The following is a 17,334-nucleotide window of genomic DNA, read 5'->3' on the forward strand; positions in this document are numbered from 1 at the left end:
AATTGAAATTTTTTATTACCGTTTATTCGTATTAGGATTGAACTTGTATACTACTGCTCAAACAAAATCATCACACATACATTTATTTTAAATTAACTTTTCCGCTCCTTAAACTCAACTTGCATGAAAGCCGTTTGGAACAACCAAATCATAGCCGAAAGTGACCAAACTATTGTTATTGAAAACAATCATTATTTTCCGCCCGATAGTGTGCATCACCATTTGTTAACCCCCTCCTCTACCCATAGCACCTGCCCTTGGAAGGGTGAAGCTTCGTATTATACTGTTAATGTGGATGGCAAGCAGAATAAAGATGCGGCTTGGTATTATCCTGCCCCAAAAAATGCAGCTGCACAGATTAAAGATTACGTTGCTTTTTGGAAAGGAGTTCAGGTAAGTGAGTAATCAAATATTTGATGCCATTATTATCGGCTCGGGCCAGGCCGGCAATCCGCTGGCCCGCAAATTGGCAAAGGCAGGTAAAAAGACGGCAATTATTGAAAAACGCCTGGTAGGCGGTACTTGTGTGAATGATGGCTGCACGCCTACCAAAGCTATGGTAGCCTCGGCCAAAGCGGTATATGAAGCGCAGCACTCTGTAGAGCTAGGTGTATCGGTGAGCGGCTACCGGATAGATATGCCCGCCATTAAAAAGCGCAAGGATGATATTGTAGAACATTCGCGTAGTGGTAACCAGGAAGACTTGGAACAAACCGAAAATTTAAGCCTGATTTTTGGGGAGGCGACTTTCACCGGGCCCAAAACCATACAGGTTAAACTGAATACGGGCGGTGAACTGCAGCTACAGGCCGAATTGATTTTTATTAATGCAGGGGCTAAAACCATCATTCCTGATATTGAGGGTTTGGATCAGATTGATTATCTGACTTCTACTACGATCTTAGATTTAGAAACTGTGCCTGAACATATTTTAGTTATTGGCGGTAATTATATTGGTTTAGAATTCAGTCAGATGTTCCGTCGCTTTGGTAGCCGGATTACTTTATTGGAACGGGGTCCGCGCATTATGGCCAAAGAAGATGAGGATATAGCTGCTGAAATACACACGCTACTCGAAGCAGAGGAAATGGAAATTTATACTGAAGCCCAAACCCAGAAGTTTGAAAAATCTCCCGACGGCAGTATTACGGCTTATGTAAACGTTAAAAATGAAATAAGGCAAATCACCTGCTCGCACGTACTCATTGCCGCCGGCCGGGAGCCACAAACCAAAGCCCTTAATTTACAGGCCACCGGGGTAAATACCGATGATAAAGGGTATATTAAAGTAAACGGAAAACTGGAAACCAACATTCCGGGCATTTATGCGCTGGGTGACATAAAAGGCGGCCCGGCGTTTACCCATATTGCTTATAATGATTATACTATTGTATACCGCAACTTATTAGAAGGCAGTGATTTATCCACTGAAGGCCGCCCTGTTCCCTACTGCATGTTTACCGATCCGCAGCTGGGTCGTGTAGGCATCACCGAAACAGAGGCTCGCAAACAGGGCCTCAACATTAAAGTGGCCAGCCTTCCTATGAAACGCGTAGCACGTGCAATAGAGGTGGGTGATACGCGTGGCCTGATGAAAGCCGTAGTAGATGCCGATAGTAAGCAAATTTTGGGTGTAGCTATATTAGGCGAAGAAGGGGGCGAAATTATGTCGGTATTGCAAATGGCCATGGAGGGCGGCATCACTTATGACCGCATCCGGTATTGTGTGTTTGCTCACCCTACTTATACCGAATCGCTGAATAATTTATTTATGCAAATTGAGGATTGAGCATAATATTCTCTTAATTTTATAATTACAGGCGGCATCTCTATTTATGCCACCCGTAATTACTATGCAAAAGTACCTGTTGCGTAGCCACCTTGCATTTTTACATGATTAAAGCAGAACAGCTTACTAAAACCTATGGCAGCACTAAAGCGGTAAATTGTATCAGCTTTGAAGTGGCCGAACAGGAAAATCTGATTTTGCTGGGTACCAGCGGCTGCGGCAAAACTACTACGCTAAAAATGTTGAACCGACTGGTTGAACCCGACAACGGCACCATTACCATCAATGGCCAGAACATTGCCAGCCAGCCGCCCGAGCAACTGCGCCGCAACATAGGGTATGCAATGCAAAACAATGGCTTATTTCCGCATTATACCGTAGCCGAAAATATTGCCATCGTACCCCGGTTGTTAAAGTGGGATGAAAAGCGCATCAGAAACCGTACGAATGAATTGCTGGAAAAATTGCATCTATCAACCGATCATCTGCCACAATACCCCAACCAACTGAGCGGCGGGCAACAGCAGCGGATAGGTTTGGCAAGGGCACTGATGGCTGATGCACCGGTATTGCTGATGGACGAGCCTTTTGGTGCTTTGGATAACATTACCCGTGCTAAAATTCAGCAGGAATTTAAACAGTTGGACGAGTTAAAGCGCAAAACCATAGTCATGGTAACCCATGATGTGCAGGAAGCTTTTGAACTAGCCGATCGCATATGCCTGATGGACAAGGGGCGCATTATACAAAGCGGCACCCCGGCCGAGTTACTGTTCAAGCCTGCGTCGACTTTTGTAAAAGATTTTTTGCAGGGCCAGCGGTTGCAGCTGGAACTGAAAACAATCCGTTTAAAAGATTTATGGCCGTACCTGCCCTACGCTGCAAATCACGAACCACCGAGGTTAACCATAAGCGAAAGTATATGGAATGCCTTGGAAATGATGAAGTCTCATTCACAGGCTACTGTTTGTAAAAACGCACAAGAGCCCGAAGCCAGCAAACTTTTAAACAGCGAATTATTAATGTCGGCATTTCGCGAATATCAAACCCGGTTCACCGCATGAACGAACCCTCACAAAACTTATGGCAGTTTATGTACCAGGAACGTGATAAGCTGGCGGTACAAACACTGGAGCACATCGGGCTTACCTTTATTTCGTTGCTGTTCGCCATAGTAATTGGGCTACCATTAGGTATTCTTATCGCACGGCGACGAAAACTTTCCGGAACAGTACTGGGTACAGCCGGTGTACTGCAAACCATACCAAGCATTGCCCTTTTAGGCTTCATGATTCCGCTATTGGGTATTGGCGCCAAACCGGCTATTGTTGCCTTGTTTCTTTATGCCCTGCTACCTATCATTCGCAATACCTATACCGGCATTACCGGCATTGATAGTGCCGTAAAAGAAGCAGCTATGGCTATGGGAATGACGCCCGGGCAAGTGCTCACCAAAATAGAATTACCCTTAGCCATGCCGATAATACTGGCTGGTATCCGTACTGCTACTGTAATTAATGTGGGCGTTGCTACATTAGCCTCTTACATTGCAGCCGGCGGCCTGGGTGAGTTTATTTTTGGCGGAATATCGCTTAACAACAGCAACATGATTTTGGCTGGTGCCATCCCTGCTGCCTGCCTGGCCGTGTTGTTTGATTTTTTGCTATCGCGATTACAAAAGCTGAATTTTAAAAAACTGAAACCAGGGCTGTATGCCTTCACTTTAATTACCATACTCCTATCCGTCTTTTATTTGGTTCCTTCGGCCTATGGCAGTAAATTAATTGCAGGTTTTACCCCCGAATTTATGGGCCGGCAAGATGGCGATTTGGGGCTGCACAATAAATATCATCTCAATATCCACACCATTGTAATTAATGATGCGGTGATGTACAAAGCCGCTTATGAAAAGCAATTGGATGTCATCAGTGGCTATTCCACCGACGGGCGTTTGAAAGCTTACCAGCTAACCGTTCTGCAAGATGATAAAAGCATCTTCCCTCCTTATTACGCCGCCCCCATTGTAAACGAAGAAGCATTGAAGCGCTTTCCGGAATTGGAGAAAACGCTGAACTTATTGGCTGGCCTTATCACCGATTCGGCCATGACAGAAATGAACTACCGTACTGATTACCTGCACCAATCGCCGGAACGGGTGGCTAAAGAGTTTTTGGTAGCTCATCACCTATATCAGCCCAGCCGCAATGGTAATACCGGCACCGTGCGTATTGGTTCTAAAATTTTTGGCGAACAGTACATTCTGGCCAATATATACAGTATGCTGATCAGGGGTTATACCTCTTACAATGTAGCGACTAAGACCGGCTTGGGCGGCACCAAAATATGCTTTGATGCGCTCACCAATAAACAGGTTGATTTTTACCCCGAATATACCGGCACCGGTTTACTGGTGCTTTTGCAGCCCGATACTCAAACAGTAAGCGCTCTAACGCATGATAAAGACAAAACGTATCAGTATGTTAAAGCGGCCTTTGCCAGTCAATATCATATTGCTTGGTTAAAACCTATTGGCTTCAATAATTCGTATGCTTTAATGATGCGCAGGCAGCAGGCAAATGCGCTGGGCATCAAAACAATTTCAGATTTGAAACAGTTTTTAGATAAGAACCCGAAATGACTTTACTTGAACGCTACCAAACGGTACGCAAGCGTACCGAAACCATATGCGCCCCTCTGCAAACCGAAGATTATGTAGTACAGCCGGTAGTGGATGTAAGTCCGCCCAAATGGCACATCGGGCATACTACCTGGTTTTTTGAAACTTTTATACTGAAGCCTTACTTAATGGGCTATCAGGAATACAATCCCGAATACAACTATGTGTTTAATAGTTATTACGAAACCGTAGGCGCCCGGGTAATCCGTACCGACCGCGGTAATTTGAGCCGGCCTACAGTAATTGAAGTGTATCAATACCGCGAATATGTAGACCATGCCATAGCCAGCCTGTTATGCGAAGAACTGACACCTCAGTTGCAGGAGCTTTTTACTTTAGGCTTAAACCACGAGGAGCAGCACCAGGAATTGTTAATGACAGATATCAAGTATATCCTTGGCCACAACCCGCTTTTCCCTGCTTACCGGCATGATTACACTTCACCTAAAGCAGTGCAGGAAGAAGGTTTTATAAGCATACCAGAAGGCATATACGAAATTGGTTTTCAAGGCGAGGGCTTTTTCTTTGATAATGAACTGAACCGCCATAAGGTGTACCTTAACCATTACGAGATTAGCCGCAGCTTGGTCACCAATGCCGAATATCAGGAGTTTATCAATTCCGGAGGTTACCAGGATTTCAGGCATTGGCATGCTGAGGCTTGGGATTGGGTGAACAAGAACACAGTTACCGCACCGTTATACTGGCATCTTATAGACGGGCAATGGCATGTGTACACTTATGCAGGCTTGCAAGCGCTTAATTCAGATGAGCCGGTACAGCACATCAGTTATTACGAAGCTTATGCCTACGCTTCTTGGAAAGGCATGCGCCTGCCTACCGAGTTTGAATGGGAAGCGGCTGCCACTCAGTTTAGCTGGGGCAAATGCTGGGAATGGACAGAAAGCGCTTACCTGCCCTATCCGGGCTTCAGTAAAGCGCCCGGCGCTATTGGCGAGTACAACGGTAAATTTATGGTGAACCAAAAGGTGCTGCGCGGTGCATCAGAAGTAACGCCGCCCAGCCATAGCCGTATTACTTACCGTAATTTTTTTCACCCGTATTTACGCTGGCAATTCACCGGTATCCGGCTGGCCCGTTAATTATAACATACTTATCTGCTACTTATGAATACTGTTACCGATACCTTGACTAATACCGTGCAAGACACAACTTTTTACCACGATGTAATCAGCGGCCTGCAATCTTCGCCCAAGCATTTACAATCCAAATACTTCTATGATACTGCCGGCGACAAGCTGTTTCAGCAGATTATGAATTGCCCGGAATATTATCCTACCAACTGCGAACTGGAGATTTTCACACAGCAAACCGCCGAACTGTGCGAAGCGATGATGGCCGACGGCAGCCCTTTTGATTTGATTGAACTGGGAGCCGGTGATGCCACAAAATCTACTTATTTGCTGCATTACCTGCTGGAAAAACGAGCACAGTTTACTTATCTGCCTATCGATATTTCGGCTAATACCATTACTTATCTGCAAGCGGCATTACCAGCAGCATTGCCTAACTTAAAAATTACCGGATTGAACGGTGATTATTTTGATATGCTTAAAAAAGCGGCGCAATTGTCCAACCGGCGTAAAGTGGTATTATTTTTAGGCTCTAATATCGGTAACATGCCGGTACAGGAGGCTGAGGCTTTTTGCCGTGAATTGCGCGCCCATCTTTCTCCGGGCGACAGGGTGCTGATTGGAGTTGACTTAAAGAAAAACCCTGAAGTAGTTTTAGCTGCCTATAATGACCAGCAGGGCATTACCCGGCAATTCAACCTGAACTTGCTTACCCGCATGAACCGTGAGCTGCATGCCGACTTTGATCTTAACCAATTTGCCCATTACCCTACCTATGATCCGGGCACGGGGTCCTGTAACAGCTACCTGATTAGCTTACAGCAACAGGAGGTGCATGTTGGCGAGCATACCATCAAGTTTGAAAAAGACGAATACGTTTTCATGGAAGTCTCGCAGAAGTATAGCCTGCCGCAAACAGAAGCATTGGGTAACCAAGCCGGCTTCAAAGCACTGGCAAGCTTTACTGATAGTAAAGCTTGGTTTTTAGATGCAATTTGGGTAGCGATATAAACCGTTTAATTATTTACGCTCATTAATTTTTTCCTAATTTTTATTAGGTCCGCTAAATACGACTGCCAATCAAGTACCTACTTTATTGGGTTATGTATCATAATGACTTAGAATTTTAGAAGACCTATATGTCAGATAATTAGTCATCTCTTATATTCTTGCGAGTATATCAGAGAATAGTTATAATTAAAGCATCAAAAAAAACAGGTTGTGCATCATTATACAAAAGTATATTAGCGCACAACCTGATTAAATATTACAATGCCAGGCATTTCACTATCATAAGCCTAAAGCATCTTATGATCATATAACAGCAGGTAAGCCCAGGTTAAAATAAACACCAATGAAATAACCACTGGTGATACCCGTTGAAAGCTGCGGTCAAACTTGTTTCCGTTAATCATGGGGTAAGGCTGCTCACCCGAGCTGCCGTTGGTATGCTCTTTATAATTTAAACGCAGTTTGCGCAGGTACATTAACCCGGCCAGTACATCCACAAAAGTAAAAACCGCTACAATGAGTGCCGCTATCGGAAAGATAAGGGCCAGCATCTTTTGCTTGTTCATCAACTCTGGCGTAGGTGCCTTAGCCGTGACCAGCATAGCATACACGTTAAAGAAGAAGGATTGCCCGATAGACAACCAGATTACACGGCTGTTGATGGCATTATCGTAATGCTCTATCTGCGCCCGTGTTACCTTATAGAGTTCTGATACCGGAGGTTGTTCTTGATCAGGCATATAGTTTATATTTTTTAATTATCAGCTTAATTTTATTCCTATTGGTAAACAGGATATAAGGGTACGGGTTTGGACTAAAAACATTATTATCAACACTTTTTATCTTTCATCACTACTTTTTTACAACCATCCGCTGCTTTGGGTTGTTCTTCCTGTATCCAACAAGGTGATTTTTAAAAAACATGGCTTTTATAGATTACTACCAAATATTAGGTATCGACAAAACAGCGTCAGACAAAGACATTAAAAATGCCTACCGTAAGCTGGCCCGTAAGTATCATCCCGATTTAAACCCCAATGATGCCGAGGCCAACAAAAAGTTTCAGCAAATCAATGAGGCCAACGAGGTATTAAGCGACCCGGAAAAACGCAAGAAATATGACCAGTATGGTGAGAACTGGCAGCATGGCGAAGCTTATGAACAGGCACAACAGCAGCAAAGCCGCCAGTATAGCGGTTACCAGGGCGGCGGGCCCGAAGGCGGCTTTAATTTCGAATCTTTCGGTGGTGAAGGCGGCGATTTTTCTGATTTTTTTCAGTCCATGTTTGGCGGTATGGGTGGTAGTGGCCGCAGCCGTCAGCAAGCCCGTTACCGTGGGCAAGATTTTAATGCAGAACTGCGCCTTACTTTACAGGAGGCTGCCGAAACGCATAAAAAAACCCTCGCCGTTAACGGCAAAAACATACGTATTACCATACCCGCCGGTGTTGAGAATGGCCAAACCATAAAAATAGCCGGCCATGGTAGCCCCGGTGCAAATGGCGGCCCCGCTGGTGATCTATATATTACGTTCAATATTGCAGAAGATACCCTATTTAAACGCATTGGGAATGACTTGTACCAAACCATTCAGTTAGACTTGTATACTGCCGTATTGGGTGGAGAAATTACAGTTGATACGCTAACCGGACAAGTAAAACTGAAAGTGAAACCCGAAACGCAGAACAACACCAAAGTTAAATTAAAGGGCAAGGGCTTCCCGGTATATAAAAAGGCTGATGAGTTTGGTGATTTGTATTTAACTTATGAAGTACAGTTACCTACTAACCTTACCGAAGCACAAAAAGAGTTATTTAAACAATTGCAAAATCTTAGCTAACCGATTAAAGTTATGGAAAACGGACAATATATCACCATACAGGAGTTTTGCGGCTATCATCATGTTGAATACACTTTTGTGGATGCTCTAACCGAAGCTGGCCTGGTGCAGATTACTACTATTGATAAAACTCACATGATTGCCGAAAGTGAACTGCCCCGGCTGGAGCGCATGATCAGGCTGCACCAGGAGCTGGATATCAACGTGGCCGGCCTTGAAGCCATTAGCCATTTGCTTGAGCGCGTACAGGCTATGCAAGAAGATATGCGCCAATTGCGCAGCAGGCTAAGTTTATATGAATAGTTACATCATATATACAAACTATGAATACGATATAGTTTGTGTGTAGACTTTTTATATCTTTACTTTTAATTAGAACTCAAAGATGTCTATTAAAAGGAAAGTTCAAAAAAATAATTCTGAAGAAAGATTTGTAAAAAAAATAGAAAATACCCTGTTTGATATGATTGATACCGATGACCCGGTTCACTTATATATGCATACCGACATCTGTAAAGTGTTGCAACAAACAGAAGCCAGCATTAAAATTTCAGACAAATACACATCCGGCGAGTATCATTTAAAACAACTCAGCAAAGGCGATTTTCAGAAAACGCTTGAAGTAACCGAAGCCTTGTATGAAACCTGTATCCGCTTCGAAAAGCCCGAGCTGGCGCTGATTGTATCTTCAGAAGTAATACGTGCTTTACTGCAATGCAAAGTACCGCTCAACTGGATAGACGGTAAATTTATACCTAAGGAAGATACCGATACTATGGCTTCAGAATAGTCATCAACTCTATACATTATTCTAAAATAAAAAGCCCCGGTTGTAACAACCGGGGCTTTTTATTTACTTATTACTTTTGAGCTTATCTTACATCAAAAGTGCTGCTGAAACGGGTGCCGTCAGGATAATAGCCGGCTATTATAATCTGGCCGTTGCGCAGGTTGGTAATGGCTTTATCAATATCAGCTACCCCACCAATAGGTTGCCTGTTGATGCTGGTAATCACCGTACCTACCGGAATTTCAGTATCAGAGAAGAAACCGCCATCGCGTACCTGGGCTACCACTACACCAGAGGTGATATGATATTTAGCTTTTTGCGCCTGGCTCAGCGGCTGGAAGCTTGCCCCAAGTTTATTGTACAGCTCTTCGGCCGATTTTGATACCGCCGCTGTACGGGTAGCTGTACCGGCATCAGCATGCAGGGTTACATCTACAGTGCGCTCATCACCGCCACGTACGTAGGTTAGTTTAATTTTATCGCCGGGTTGCAAACGAGCCACACGCTCTTGCAGGTCTGATGACTCATTAACGGTATTACCTTCAACTTTAGTAATTACGTCGCCTGGTTTTAAACCGGCCTGTGCAGCTCCGCTGCCTGCAATTACATCATTTACATACAAACCTACGGTTCTGTCGCTTTTAACGGCAGCAGCCTGGTCAGGGTCGCTCAAATCGCTAAAGCTCACACCTACATAACCGCGTTTAACCGATCCGAAGCGCTCAATATCATTCAACACTTTTTTAGCCAGGTTAATAGGGATGGCAAAACCATAACCTTCGTATGAACCGGTGTGCGAAGCAATAGCAGAGTTAATACCAATCAGCTCGCCGCGGGTATTCACCAGTGCACCACCACTGTTACCAGGGTTAATAGCGGCATCAGTTTGAATAAATGACTCGATACCACGGTTTACGCGAGGTGCATTTTGCGTACGGCCAAAAGGATTTGAATCCTCTTCATCGCTGCGGCCAATAATACCAATACCACGGCCTTTAGCACTCACAATACCTGCAGTTACGGTAGAGGTTAAATTAAAAGGATTACCTACGGCCAATACCCATTCACCTACACGCACATCATCAGAGTTACCTAATTTAACAATAGGCAGATTTGATGCGGTAATTTTAATCAGGGCCAAATCGGTATTGGGGTCGGTGCCAATTACTTTACCTTTAAAATGGCGGTGGTCATTCAGCGTTACATCAATATCGCTGGCTTTTTCAACTACGTGGTTATTGGTTACAATAAAACCATCGGTTGAAATAATTACACCCGAGCCTGAAGCACGTTGCGGTGTGCGCTGCTGAGGGCGCATACGCTGGCCGAACATATCTCCAAACAAATCTTCAAACGGATCGCGGCCGCTGCTGCTACCGCCTTGCGCTGAAGGATTGTAAGTAGTACGAATATATACCACAGCCGGGGTAACCGCAGCTGCAGCTTGGGTAAAATCAACATCACCGGCAGATGATTTTACTTCCGGGAGGTGATTGCTGGCAAAATAAACTTTCTGGCGATCCTCAAAGCTCATATTATCGGCTTCCTTTTTTTCGAAAACCTTGTATGTGCCCAGCGCCATTGCCCCGCCAACAAAGGCAGTTAATAACGTTAAACCAACTTTTCTCATATCAATAATTAATAATTTACTTGTTTGTTATTACTGGTGGTCAAATTTAATACCATATAGACGATGGCAGCAACAATAAGTTATGTGCATTTTTGTTAAAAAATGTTAAACTTAGCTTTGCAGCAAAACCCGCTATAAAAAGTGATGTTTTTGCCGCTTTTAATTATATACAATATACCGAATTTCAAATGAATTTGCAATTTTATAAGTATCAGGGTGCAGGTAATGACTTTATCCTGATAGATAACCGTCAAAATATAATCAATCATCGCCAACCAGAGTTAATTGCCCATTTATGCGACCGCCGTTTTGGCATAGGTGGCGACGGAATAATGTTTTTACAGGATAAGGAAGGCTATGATTTTGAAATGGTATATTACAATTCAGATGGTCAGCCCAGCAGTATGTGTGGCAACGGAGGCCGCTGTATAGTAGCTTTTGCGCATTTTTTGAAGGTAATTGGCACCGAAACCACCTTTCTGGCAGTTGACGGGCCACACTATGCCAAAATTTCCGGATTGGGCGATTGGGTAAGTTTACAAATGATTGATGTAGCAGAAATCAGCAGAGATGCCGATGCCTATGTATTGAATACCGGCTCACCACATTATGTGCAACTTACCGAGGCACTGGCTGAGAAGGACGTGTATAATGATGGCAGAGCTATCCGCAACAACGCTACCTATCAGGCCAAAGGCATTAATATCAATTTTGTAGAACCTGCAGAGCAAGGCTACTTTGTTCGCACTTACGAGCGCGGCGTTGAAGATGAAACTTATGCCTGCGGCACCGGTGTTACTGCAGTAGCATTAGCCATGGCCCGGCACGAAGGCAAAACCGGTAACATCAGTACTCCTGTTAAAGTATTGGGAGGCAACCTTAACATCAAGTTTCATTATGATGGGGAGCGATATACAAATATCTTCTTAGAAGGCCCGGCATTACAGGTTTTTAAAGGTGAGATTACAGTTTAAATTTACATAACAATAAAGGCCGGTAAATACCGGCCTTTATTGTTATTTTCCTTTTCCCTGTATCATCACTTTCACTGTTTTAAAAATGATGTTTAAATCGGAGTTCAGCGTAATGTTTTGCAGGTACTGCAAATCGTAGTGCATGCGGTCACACATTTGGTCTACGTTCTCGGCATAGCCGTATTGAACCTGGCCTATTGAGGTAATACCCGGCTTTATTTTTAACAAGTGTTTGTAGTTCGGGCTTTTCTCGGTGATTTGCTCAATAAAGTGGCGGCGCTCAGGGCGCGGACCTACTATAGACATATCGCCGCGCAGCACATTCCAAAACTGAGGCAACTCATCTAAACGCGTTTTACGCATTACCTTACCCCATTTGGTTATACGCGGATCTCCATCGCGAGCCAGTTGCGGGCCGGCCTTTTCGGCATCCACGTACATGCTGCGAAACTTGATAATCTTAAAAGGTTTACCGTTTAAGCCTACCCTTTCCTGTGTGTAAAAAGCAGGTCCTTTTGAAGTTACTTTGGTAATTAACCAAAGGCCTGCAAACACCGGTGCACCTGCCATCATTAAGGTAGATGAAAATGCCACATCAAAACCGCGCTTTAATAACCTGATCTTTCTGTCAACCGCATGGTTAGACTGCAGTTGTAATACGGGCAGATTATCATAATTTATAAGCTTAGCCGCAAATGTATGCGTAAGCATTAAGTCTGATACTACCTTGATTTTAACTTTATACGTTTCACCAAACTGCACTAAGAAGTTCAGCAGGCTTTCATCCATATTTTTGTAACAGATAAAAATCTCATAGGGCTTTTTGGCCAGCAGTTGCTCAGTTAAATCTTCTTCAGACAGGGATGCACAATTGTCACCCAAGCTGGTGTCAATTAAATCATAGCCATACTCACGGTGATTAACGAAATGCTCGGCCAATCTCGCTGCAATGTTTTCTTCGCCCAATATAATAATGTTGCGTGCATTGTACCCATTCCTGCGGATGTAATCCAAAAACAGGGAAAGGCAAAGACGCTGAAAAATAACAAGCAGGATGAATATAGTATAGGTAATAAACAGCTTTTCGGCAGGGATGCGATAAATATCTAAAAAATAAATACAGCTGAATACGATAAGTAAGTGGTAAAGGATGTTTTGAAAAAACTTGTTCAGGTAGTTTTTAAGTTGCAGCGGCCTTGGTATTTTATAAGTATTGGCAATAGGCGCTAATACAACCCACACCACATTAACCAACAGTATGAACTGCGGCCCGGCGCTGCTAATATTATAATTGTTAAGCGCTATATAAATAGGATTGTACAGCGCAATGTTGAGCAGTATTATATCGCACAAAAAAGTAAAACCAGGAAGATATTTTGAGTAGCGATAGGGCATTAGCAGATGTTTATATGAGATTAAACGTAAATTCTATAATTACAAAAAAACCTAATTTGTTTTACAAATTTGTTTTACTAACCCCATATGCAAATATAAATCCAATAATCACCTCTTCTTGAACTCTCATAACATTTAACTAAAACATAATATATTTAATTGTTAAATACACTTCAGGACGCTCTACAACGACTTAGAGCAATTCGTAAAAAATTTTTAAATTTTTTTTCATGTTTATATTTTCTCATCAATTGACTTTAAAACTATACATGTTGTTCAAATAATTAAACAAAACTTCCGGCTCTGTGTTTAACCTGTATATTTATTAGTACTCTTTACTGCTTATATGCCGATCCATATTATACCTTCATTACCATGTGGCAAAATTTGTCATTAACATAAAAGAGTATATTTGTACGCCTTAACAAACGTCTACCGTAAATTCTTTAAAAATTTACCTACTGAATTTACCATATTAATAAATGCTTTAGCATCTATTTCATACTATGAATAAAACCGTACTTCGTATAGCGTGTATAGCGTTAGCATCTTTCTTAACAACTGTACAACCCGCTTCGGCACAACTCATCAGCAGTGGTAACCTGTCAACCCTTAATGTCGACCAGCTCTCTGATAAACAAATTGCCGATGCATTGCAGCAGGCACACAGCAGCGGCCTTACTAATGATCAGGTGATCAGCCAGGCACGCCAGCGCGGTTTACCGGCATCTGAAGCCACCAAACTGTCAACCCGTATGGCCGCACTGGGAAATCAGCGCACTGCTACCGATACAGAAGACGTTGTTACCAGCCGAAAAGTAAACCAGCCTGTAACTGCTGATACCGTTTCGTCTGCATCTTCACTTACATCGCAGCTGCCTATTTTTGGTGCCAATTTGTTTTCGGGCCGAGATTTAAAATTTGAACCGAATTTAAGGTTGGCTACTCCGGTGAATTATGTTTTGGGGCCCGATGATCAATTAAATATTAATGTATACGGCAACTCATTGGTAAACTGGAAATTGAATGTTTCGCCCGAGGGCAATATTAACATTCCGGGTGTAGGCGTACTTAATGTAGCCGGCAAAACGGTGGAACAGGCCACCTCAGCCATTAAAGGTAAATTGGCTGCCAATAATTATGCTATCGGCCGGGGCACCAGTGTACAGGTAACCTTAGGTGATATCCGCAGCATTAAAGTGATTATTACGGGGCAGGTAGTAAAGCCAGGTACCTTTACCATACCTTCATTAGCTACGGTGTTTAATGCCCTTTCGGCAGCGGGCGGCCCCAGCAGCAACGGTACCTTTCGTCAAATACAGGTAATCAGGAATAACCGCATCATCAGAACGCTTGATATTTATGATTTTCTGGTAAAAGGCGATCAAAGAAATAACATTGGTTTAAGAGATCAGGATATTATCTATGTGCCTACTTATCGTAACCGCGTATCTATAAAAGGGCAGGTTAAAATTCCGGCTTATTTTGAAGTTGTGCCCGGCGAAACATTGCAAAACGTAATTGACTTTGCCGGTGGCTTTACCGACCGTGCCTATACCGCACGCATCCGCGTATCGCAAGTAAATGACCAGCAGCGCCGCATCAGTGATATTTTTGAGAGTGATTTTAAGAGCTACATCCCGTTGCGGGGCGATGCTTATACTGTAGATGCTATACTTGACCGCTACGAAAACCGGGTAACGCTTAATGGCGCCGTATTCAGACCGGGCGAATTTGAGTTGAGCAAAGGGCTAACGCTTTCTCAATTGATCACCAATGCTGCAGGCCTGCGAGAAGATGCTTTTATGAACCGCGGAACAATAACACGCTTAAAACCTGATAACACTACAGAAACCATAGCTTTTAATGTTAAAGATGTTATCAGTAAAGTGAATGATATTCCGTTGCAACGCGAAGATGTAATTAACATCTCGTCTATTTTTGATCTGCGCAGCCAGTATCTGGTAAGCATCAACGGCGAAGTGCGCAGCCCGGGTAATTACCCTTACTCAGATAGCCTGCGTGTTGAAGATTTGATATTAAAAGCCGGAGGTTTCAGGGATGGTGCCAGCACTGTTCGCATTGAAGTAGCACGCCGTGTTACTGACAGCGATCCGCGTTCTAAAAATGCCCGTGTTGCCCAGGTGTTTACCATAAACGTTAACCGCCAGCTCACGCCCGAACAAGGCAACTTCGTGTTACGCCCTTTTGATATTGTTTCTGTGTATACCTTGCCAGGTTACGAGTCACAGCGCATAGTAAAGGTAGAAGGTGAAGTATTATATCCTGGTGTTTATACAATTGAGAAGAAGGACGAGAAGATTTCGGACATTATTAAGCGTGCAGGTGGCCTTACAGCACTGGCCGACGTATCGGGCGGAACACTACGCCGCGAAAATACGGCTATCTTAGGCATTGACCCTGCCCGGGCCGATACCGGCGCCATCAGCCGTGAGCGCAATGCCCAATTGAACCGTCTTAAACAAATTAACCGCGACAGCACCAGCGATTTCCGCAATAACTATGTAGGTATCAACCTGGAAAAGATATTAGAGAACCCCGGCTCAAAGGCAGACTTGCTGCTGGAGTCTAATGACCTGATACGTGTTCCTAAAGAGCAGCAGATTGTAAAAGTTAACGGCGAGGTATTATACCCAAGTGCGGTAGTATACAGTAATGGCAAATCATTCAAGAGCTATATTTCTAATGCCGGCGGATTTTCTCCTTACGCACTGGAAAGAAGGTCTTACGTAGTTTATCCTAACGGAACCGTTAAAGCAACCCACAAGTTCCTGTTCTTCCGCGTTTATCCTTCCGTAAGGGCCGGAAGCGAAATTTATGTTCCTCGCAAGCCGGTAAAAAGAGGTATTTCTACACAAGAAATTTTAGGCTTAACTACAGGCGTGGCTTCACTGGGTGCGATTATATTAGGTATTATCAGTTTAAATAAATAAATGCAATCCTATACAGATACTTCAAAGACTCTGGATCCTGACGAGGTTACCGTTAAGGCATTAGTGCTGAAAACCGGGCGCGGAGTTAAGTACGTGCGTTCGAAATGGTGGGTTATTTTAATGGCAGTAATAATTGGCGGTGCACTTGGTATAGCTTACGCTTTTTATAAAAAACCGGTTTACACTTCCGAATGCACGTTTGTAATGGATGATGGCAGTAACCGCGGCGGGGGCGCCCTAGGCTCTTATGCAGCACTAGCCTCGGCATTCGGTTTTGATGTAGGCGGCAGTAGTGGCAGTTTATTTCAGGGAGATAATATTACGCAGCTGTATCAGTCCAGGCTGATGGTAGAATCCACGTTATTGTCAAAAGCAAACTTTAACGGGAAACCAGAACTATTAGTTGATCGCTATCTTGACATGAAAAAGATGCGCAAAGGCTGGGAAAATAATCCTAAATTAAAAAACCTCCGCTTTGATATTCCCAAAGAGCAGTTCACGCGGCAGCATGACAGTATTATAACCAATATTGTAAACGATATCAATAAAAATTTGTTAACCGTAAGCAAGGTAGACAAAAAGCTGAGTTTGGTAAGCGTTAAGGTTAAAGCACCTGATGAACTGTTTGCAAAAGCTTTTACCGAAAGTATTGTAAACACTGTAAATGCCTTTTACATTCAAACCAAAACCAAAGGCTCTATGCAGGCTGTTAACCTGCTGCAGCACCAGGCCGATAGTTTGCGCCGTGTACTCAATGCCTCGTTAAGCGGTACTGCTGCAGCGGCAGACTATAATCCGAATCCGAACCCGGCACTGCAAGTTCTCCGGGTACCAGTTCAACGCAAACAAATTGATGTACAAACCAGTTCAGCTATTTATGCAGAAGTAGTTAAGAACTTAACTATAGCCCGCAGTTCATTGCAAACAGCTACACCCATAGTGCAGATTATTGACAGCCCCGTACTGCCGTTAGCAAAAGAAGGCGTAGGCAAATTAAAAGCAGCGTTAACCGGAATGCTGATCGGCGCTATGCTGAGCATTATTATGCTGGTTGTATACAAATTGTATAAAAATTTAATGAGCTAATATACCGGCTATGCAACTGGTTATAGCCTTAATTAACTTATAAGCCGAACAGGCGCAGCTGCTAACAGCAGCATATGATAGCAACACATTATCC

15 protein-coding genes are annotated in these 17,334 nt (G+C 43.5%); 12 read left to right on the top strand and 3 right to left on the bottom strand.

Annotation, left to right across the window (positions count from 1 at the left end; translation table 11 throughout):
- Nucleotides 1-123: 123 nt before the first annotated feature.
- The 6 genes from ACYVNW_RS13775 (at nt 124) to egtD (ending at nt 6,571) form a co-directional block, all read left to right on the top strand.
- Nucleotides 124-405, top strand: a complete 282-nt coding sequence (locus ACYVNW_RS13775) for a DUF427 domain-containing protein (protein ID WP_460680451.1) — start codon at nt 124-126, stop codon at nt 403-405.
- Nucleotides 398-1,789, top strand: coding sequence for a mercuric reductase (locus ACYVNW_RS13780; RefSeq protein ID WP_460680452.1), 1,392 nt, complete (start codon nt 398-400; stop codon nt 1,787-1,789). The genes ACYVNW_RS13775 and ACYVNW_RS13780 overlap by 8 nt, the downstream gene beginning before the upstream one ends.
- A 104-nt stretch (nt 1,790-1,893) precedes the next feature.
- The gene (locus tag ACYVNW_RS13785; protein WP_460680453.1) at nt 1,894-2,853 is read left to right on the top strand and encodes an ABC transporter ATP-binding protein; all 960 of its coding nucleotides are present in this window, start codon (nt 1,894-1,896) and stop codon (nt 2,851-2,853) included.
- Nucleotides 2,850-4,427, top strand: a complete 1,578-nt coding sequence (locus ACYVNW_RS13790; RefSeq protein WP_460680454.1) for an ABC transporter permease/substrate-binding protein — start codon at nt 2,850-2,852, stop codon at nt 4,425-4,427. The genes ACYVNW_RS13785 and ACYVNW_RS13790 overlap by 4 nt, the downstream gene beginning before the upstream one ends.
- A complete protein-coding gene (egtB, locus tag ACYVNW_RS13795; protein WP_460680455.1) occupies nt 4,424-5,569 on the top strand; it encodes an ergothioneine biosynthesis protein EgtB in 1,146 nt (381 codons plus the stop codon). Before ACYVNW_RS13790 ends, egtB begins: the two co-directional genes overlap by 4 nt.
- Before the next feature lie 24 nt (nt 5,570-5,593).
- Nucleotides 5,594-6,571, top strand: a complete 978-nt coding sequence (gene egtD / locus ACYVNW_RS13800; RefSeq protein WP_460680456.1) for an L-histidine N(alpha)-methyltransferase — start codon at nt 5,594-5,596, stop codon at nt 6,569-6,571.
- Between the two features lie 287 nt (nt 6,572-6,858).
- Here the strand turns inward: egtD and ACYVNW_RS13805 are convergent, their stop codons facing one another.
- Nucleotides 6,859-7,311, bottom strand: coding sequence for a hypothetical protein (locus tag ACYVNW_RS13805; RefSeq protein WP_460680457.1), 453 nt, complete (start codon nt 7,309-7,311; stop codon nt 6,859-6,861).
- A gap of 182 nt (nt 7,312-7,493) precedes the next feature.
- Here ACYVNW_RS13805 and ACYVNW_RS13810 point away from each other — a divergent pair, with 182 nt between their 5' ends.
- The 3 genes from ACYVNW_RS13810 (at nt 7,494) to ACYVNW_RS13820 (ending at nt 9,201) form a co-directional block, all read left to right on the top strand.
- Nucleotides 7,494-8,411 (top strand): DnaJ C-terminal domain-containing protein, encoded by a 918-nt coding sequence (locus ACYVNW_RS13810; RefSeq protein WP_460680458.1) that lies wholly within the window; start codon nt 7,494-7,496, stop codon nt 8,409-8,411.
- A gap of 12 nt (nt 8,412-8,423) precedes the next feature.
- Nucleotides 8,424-8,714 carry a chaperone modulator CbpM gene (locus tag ACYVNW_RS13815; protein WP_460680459.1) on the top strand — a complete coding sequence of 97 codons (291 nt, stop codon included), beginning with the start codon at nt 8,424-8,426 and terminating at the stop codon, nt 8,712-8,714.
- A gap of 82 nt (nt 8,715-8,796) precedes the next feature.
- Nucleotides 8,797-9,201 carry a hypothetical protein gene (locus tag ACYVNW_RS13820; protein ID WP_460680460.1) on the top strand — a complete coding sequence of 135 codons (405 nt, stop codon included), beginning with the start codon at nt 8,797-8,799 and terminating at the stop codon, nt 9,199-9,201.
- 82 nt (nt 9,202-9,283) lie between these two features.
- Here ACYVNW_RS13820 and ACYVNW_RS13825 read toward each other — a convergent pair whose 3' ends face one another.
- On the bottom strand, nt 9,284-10,831 hold the full coding sequence (locus ACYVNW_RS13825; RefSeq protein ID WP_460680461.1) for a Do family serine endopeptidase: 1,548 nt from the start codon (nt 10,829-10,831) through the stop codon (nt 9,284-9,286).
- A 188-nt stretch (nt 10,832-11,019) separates the two neighbouring features.
- Here ACYVNW_RS13825 and dapF point away from each other — a divergent pair, with 188 nt between their 5' ends.
- Entirely contained in the window at nt 11,020-11,805 is a 786-nt protein-coding gene (gene dapF / locus ACYVNW_RS13830) for a diaminopimelate epimerase (RefSeq protein WP_460680462.1), read from the top strand.
- Nucleotides 11,806-11,847: 42 nt separating this feature from the next.
- Here dapF and ACYVNW_RS13835 read toward each other — a convergent pair whose 3' ends face one another.
- Complete coding sequence (locus ACYVNW_RS13835; RefSeq protein WP_460680463.1) at nt 11,848-13,200, bottom strand: sugar transferase; 1,353 nt, start codon at nt 13,198-13,200, stop codon at nt 11,848-11,850.
- A 506-nt stretch (nt 13,201-13,706) separates the two neighbouring features.
- Here ACYVNW_RS13835 and ACYVNW_RS13840 point away from each other — a divergent pair.
- Nucleotides 13,707-16,154, top strand: coding sequence for an SLBB domain-containing protein (locus tag ACYVNW_RS13840; RefSeq protein ID WP_460680464.1), 2,448 nt, complete (start codon nt 13,707-13,709; stop codon nt 16,152-16,154).
- Nucleotides 16,155-17,240: a Wzz/FepE/Etk N-terminal domain-containing protein gene (locus tag ACYVNW_RS13845; protein WP_460680465.1), complete on the top strand. Its 1,086-nt coding sequence runs from the start codon at nt 16,155-16,157 to the stop codon at nt 17,238-17,240.
- The last annotated feature ends 94 nt before the right edge of the window (nt 17,241-17,334 follow it).

Source organism: Mucilaginibacter koreensis, from assembly GCF_054783355.1.

Bases quoted from the DNA above. Each gene is read 5' to 3' on its own strand.
- egtB (WP_460680455.1), top strand. From the start codon at position 4,424: ATGACTTTACTTGAACGCTACCAAACGGTACGCAAGCGTACCGAAACC.
- ACYVNW_RS13805 (WP_460680457.1), bottom strand. From the start codon at position 7,311: ATGCCTGATCAAGAACAACCTCCGGTATCAGAACTCTATAAGGTAACA.
- ACYVNW_RS13825 (WP_460680461.1), bottom strand. From the start codon at position 10,831: ATGAGAAAAGTTGGTTTAACGTTATTAACTGCCTTTGTTGGCGGGGCA.
- ACYVNW_RS13810 (WP_460680458.1), top strand. From the start codon at position 7,494: ATGGCTTTTATAGATTACTACCAAATATTAGGTATCGACAAAACAGCG.
- ACYVNW_RS13840 (WP_460680464.1), top strand. From the start codon at position 13,707: ATGAATAAAACCGTACTTCGTATAGCGTGTATAGCGTTAGCATCTTTC.
- ACYVNW_RS13815 (WP_460680459.1), top strand. From the start codon at position 8,424: ATGGAAAACGGACAATATATCACCATACAGGAGTTTTGCGGCTATCAT.
- dapF (WP_460680462.1), top strand. From the start codon at position 11,020: ATGAATTTGCAATTTTATAAGTATCAGGGTGCAGGTAATGACTTTATC.
- ACYVNW_RS13775 (WP_460680451.1), top strand. From the start codon at position 124: ATGAAAGCCGTTTGGAACAACCAAATCATAGCCGAAAGTGACCAAACT.
- ACYVNW_RS13790 (WP_460680454.1), top strand. From the start codon at position 2,850: ATGAACGAACCCTCACAAAACTTATGGCAGTTTATGTACCAGGAACGT.
- ACYVNW_RS13835 (WP_460680463.1), bottom strand. From the start codon at position 13,200: ATGCCCTATCGCTACTCAAAATATCTTCCTGGTTTTACTTTTTTGTGC.
- egtD (WP_460680456.1), top strand. From the start codon at position 5,594: ATGAATACTGTTACCGATACCTTGACTAATACCGTGCAAGACACAACT.
- ACYVNW_RS13820 (WP_460680460.1), top strand. From the start codon at position 8,797: ATGTCTATTAAAAGGAAAGTTCAAAAAAATAATTCTGAAGAAAGATTT.
- ACYVNW_RS13785 (WP_460680453.1), top strand. From the start codon at position 1,894: ATGATTAAAGCAGAACAGCTTACTAAAACCTATGGCAGCACTAAAGCG.
- ACYVNW_RS13845 (WP_460680465.1), top strand. From the start codon at position 16,155: ATGCAATCCTATACAGATACTTCAAAGACTCTGGATCCTGACGAGGTT.